Source organism: Cryomorphaceae bacterium, assembly GCA_007695365.1.
GTDB lineage: Bacteria > Bacteroidota > Bacteroidia > Flavobacteriales_D > SKUL01 > SKUL01.
In genome coordinates this window covers 1-4,119 of record REDV01000006.1, presented here as the reverse complement: position 1 = coordinate 4,119, position 4,119 = coordinate 1, and the positions used below count along the sequence as shown (strand labels likewise).

General features: G+C 51.3%; 5 protein-coding genes. All 5 read right to left on the bottom strand.

Annotated elements, in window-relative coordinates:
• A partial coding sequence (locus EA392_00105) for a metallophosphoesterase (GenBank protein ID TVR42681.1) occupies positions 1 to 1,196 on the bottom strand: 1,196 nt, incomplete at its 3' end.
• A gap of 8 nt (positions 1,197 to 1,204) precedes the next feature.
• Complete coding sequence (locus EA392_00100; GenBank protein ID TVR42680.1) at positions 1,205 to 1,648, bottom strand: hypothetical protein; 444 nt, start codon at positions 1,646 to 1,648, stop codon at positions 1,205 to 1,207.
• A 52-nt stretch (positions 1,649 to 1,700) separates the two neighbouring features.
• On the bottom strand, positions 1,701 to 2,519 hold the full coding sequence (locus EA392_00095; protein TVR42679.1) for a hypothetical protein: 819 nt from the start codon (positions 2,517 to 2,519) through the stop codon (positions 1,701 to 1,703).
• Positions 2,516 to 3,106, bottom strand: coding sequence for an RNA polymerase sigma factor (locus EA392_00090; GenBank protein ID TVR42678.1), 591 nt, complete (start codon positions 3,104 to 3,106; stop codon positions 2,516 to 2,518). Before EA392_00090 ends, EA392_00095 begins: the two co-directional genes overlap by 4 nt.
• A partial coding sequence (locus EA392_00085) for a hypothetical protein (protein TVR42677.1) occupies positions 3,106 to 4,119 on the bottom strand: 1,014 nt, incomplete at its 5' end. The genes EA392_00085 and EA392_00090, both read right to left, overlap by 1 nt.

Here is a 4,119-nt window from a genome sequence, read left to right as displayed (position 1 = left end):
CCGGGAAAACCAATATAGCCAAAGCCCCGGTTAACGTAAAGATGCTGCTTACCCTCGCGGTAGAGGCCTCCCCAGCGGGGGTAACGATACTGCACCGGACTCCATTTGATGCCGGGCACCTCTATGCCAAACTGCATACCGTGCGTGTGCCCGCTCAGCGTAAGGTCAATATCGGTTTGGCCCAGCACCTGCGCGTCCCAATGGCTGGGGTCGTGCGAAAGGAGAATTTTGTAATGCTGCGGAACATCCTTCATAGCTCGGTTCAGGTCACCATATCTGGCAAAGCGCCCGCGCCCCCAGTTTTCAACGCCCACCAGCGTGATGTGCTCACCGTTGCGTTCAACATTCAGGTGCTCATTCATCAGCAGGGTAAAACCCATTTGCCTGATTTGCGACATAAGTTTCTTCAGGTTGTCGGCTTTTTCTTTTTCGCTCTCCCAAGGCACATAATCGCCGTAATCGTGGTTACCCAGTACCGCAAATTTGCCGTAAGGGGCTTGCAACGCGCTGAAAAAAGGCTCCCAACCGTCCACTTCGTCGGCGTAGTTGTTTACCATATCGCCGGTAAATACAATCATGTCGGGTTTGAGCGCATTAATCATACTGAATCCCTCACGCACAGCTTCGTAATTGCCGTAAAAGCTGCCGAGGTGGGCGTCGGAAATATGCACAATCCGAAATCCGTCAAAGGAGCCTGGAAGTCGGCCGCTGGTCACTTTTTGTTCAACCACGCGAAAGGCAAACCGTCCGCGCAACATGCCGTAAATCATACCCAAAAAGGGAATGGCCGCCAACATCAGCCCAATCTGACTCAGAAACCGGGCTCGCGTAATGCCGTTTCCACCATTTTCGGCTTCTCCGGGTTTGGCCAACACCTTTCGAATCACGTGCAGCACATCCTCGGCGAGGTGAAAAGCCATAAACAAAAACTTGGGCGCAATCAAAAGCATCACCAATCCTGACAGGGTAAAGAAGATGCGATAATCACGCGCTTCATGCACGTTCTGGATGTTGGCAGTCATCCAGATGGTGGCCAGAATACTGAACAGCGTTCCGAGTCCGTACAGGATGTGCAGAGCGTTTCGCGGCCCACGACGCTTCATATTGGCCGTTAACACCCGCAGGCCCTTGTAAGTGTAGAGGTCAACCAGCAGGATAAACAGAATAAGAACAATTCCCGGAGCGATAACTTTCATGGCAGGGACTAATCGTTGGGCATTCCGCGACTGATCCAACACTCAATCTGCCAAATATCATCTTCCGGAAGTTTGTCTTCGGGCAGGGCGGGGTCGTTGGCATTGCTTCGGGGCATCCAGGAAAATTCGTTGCCTTCAAAGTTAATGGAGGCCAGAAAAAGTGCTTCATTGCCTTCGATGCTTTGGACGATATTATCGTAAGAATTGAGCTTGTATCCGCCCGCAGCAGATGCATTGCTGTGGCATCCGCTCATGGCACAGGAACTCTGAAAAACAGGCAATACCTTTTCATTGAAAGCATTGTCCGTGCTGTTGCAAGCTTCTTGCGGTGCAGAAGGAGGAGGATCCGGCTCCGGTTCGTCGGGTTTGTTGCATGCGAGTGTCACAGCAAGCGAAAGAAGCGCAAAAAAGAGAAAGCGTGTTCGCATGGTAAGAGGTTTAGAAAACAACACGATAGTACAATGGAAGTTTCAGCGACAAAGTTAGGTCTTTTGAGCGGGTGACTCAGCGGGCGGTGAAGAGCGTGTTGATCAGGGTTTGATTGACTGGGGTGGGTGGGTGGGGAGCAGCGTCGTGGAGCGAAGAAACAGCGCGGGGGACTGCACTTTTTGACAGTGAGTGAGCAGCAAAATCATCCGTTTGTGGGGCAATTTCAGTGCGCTCAATCACCTCAATTTCCTCAGATGCTACAAAGGAGTCCTCAGCAATGGTAACCTCGGCAACTTCAGGAACAGCGGTGTGAAGTTCTTCCTCTTGCATGTCGTCGTGCAAAGCATCCGCAAAAACCTCTTCTGGGTCCGTTGTTTCAGAATCTTCAACCGCTTTAGTGGCAATTTCTTCGATCTCCTCAAGCCGCTCCGTCGTCATTGTTATGTCATCAGCTGTCGTTTCTCTGAACGCTTCCTCCAACGTATCTATTTTGGCAGCAGGTGCAGGCTGTTTTTCCACCTGTGGCTCCACGGCAACCGGCGCCTGATCGGGCTGATCCAACCACAGAAAAACTCCCAACAACAGCAATACACTTGCAGCAGCCCATGCAAAATAAGGCCGGTAGGCAGGAGCAAATATTCCGGTTTGCCACCAGGACGTTTGGGCGTGTTCTGCACGAAAAGCAGCCATTACGCGCTCTTTGGATGCAGCCGAAAGAGCCGGAGCCTTCTCGCGAAGTCCTTCCACCGAAGCCAGAAGTACCGCCCGCAATTCTTCGTACATCTTTTCGTCATCTACCTGCGTGAGCACAAATGCGCGCTCGGATGCATTGAGCGCTTCAAATGACTTTTGCATCAACAACTGGTCTAATTCGTATGGAAAGGATTCTTTCATGGTTGCTGAAGATTTGGGTGAAAAACGTGAAGGTGCTTGTGCAGCTTCTTCAGGGTGTAGTGCAGCCGCGATTTAATGGTGCCTTCTGAGCATTCAGCCATTCCGGCAATTTCTTTCACACTTAGTTCCTCATGAAACCTCAGCACGAAAGCCTCGCGCTCTTTCTCATCGAGCTTGTTGAGCGCGTCGTTCAAGGCTTTTTGAAACATTTCGCGGTCCATCTTGTCTGCACTCTCGGGAGCTGCCACAGCGGGTTGTCCGTTCATGATTACATCCCTGCCGCGCTCCCGAACAGCATGCTTGCGGTACTCGTTTTTGCACATGTTGTTGGCCGCGCTGTAGAGCCAGGTTTTAAAAGGTTTTCCGGGTTGGTAGAGTTGAGGCCGTCGCGCAATTTTGGTAAACAGATCCTGCACAAGGTCTTCGGCCAGTTCGCGGTCTTTCCACAACATACGCCAGAAATAACCCATCAGCGGCTGGGCATAGCGGTCATACAGTACCGAAAAAGCCCGTTCGTCGCCCGATGCACAGGCTTCCATCAGTGCTTCATCGCTGTAATTGTGGTATGCTTGTCGGCGTACGAACATCACCTGCCTTGTAGATAGTTTTCGCCGGTTTTCCGCAAACCGGTCCGCTCGTATAGCGCCTCTTTCAACTTACCGGCCGCGTAGTTTCCATATTTCGCGCTACCGGCATTTTGCTGGTCGAGAAGTACAGCAGTCAGGTAATTGGGCAACAGCGCAGTGGCATAGGGGGGAAGCTCGCCCAATACCCGATCCCAGTTTACTTGTTGGAGCACCTTGCCGGCGTCCGACGCATTGTTTCCTGCATGCCCGAGCGCAAATGCCAATCCCGCAGGTTGCAATGCAGATGAGTAAGCCAATAGCACATCTTTGGAAAGAGTCATGGCGAGATAAACACCAGACTTCGAGACCTTTTTCAACTCCTCAATGCGCTGAATGTTGCCTCCTTTGTTTTCGAAGGAGCCCTGAACATTCAGTCGTTTGGCGATTTGATTCCGATAGCTGTCCGACGAAATAAACCACGGCAAATGCACCACCACCACGTCGCTGCGATAACCTTCGCAGGATTGAAGAACCCGCAACGGATAAGTATCCTGATGCCCCTGAGTAAGCAGAACCCCATTTTGTGAAACCGATTGCAGTACATTGCGGGCATAGTCATACAACAAAGGGTGAAGCGGAACGTCTTGCTGATAATCGCACCATGCATTGCGAATCGCGGCTTCATCTCCCGACCATTCCGCCATTTGGGCATTTTGAATAGCGCCTAAAGCCGGCAATGATGAGATTTCTTCCTTTTCCTGCACCAAAGAGCTTGGAGAAGGAAGGTTATTCCGCTCTGCATCCGCACGAAGTGCTGCGTTGTTGATTTGCTGAAGTGACGATGTGGCCATCGCATCGTTGGGCGGCAAAAACACCGCGTTGAAGTAATGCTCCCAATCCGAGGAGGAGGGTTGTTGGGCACGAACGCAATCATAAGCACACAATATCAGCACAATAAGTAAAATGGTTCTCATAACAGCGAATCTCGATTCGCTGAGCTGTACACGCATGGAAGGAATTCGTTCAAACAAAAC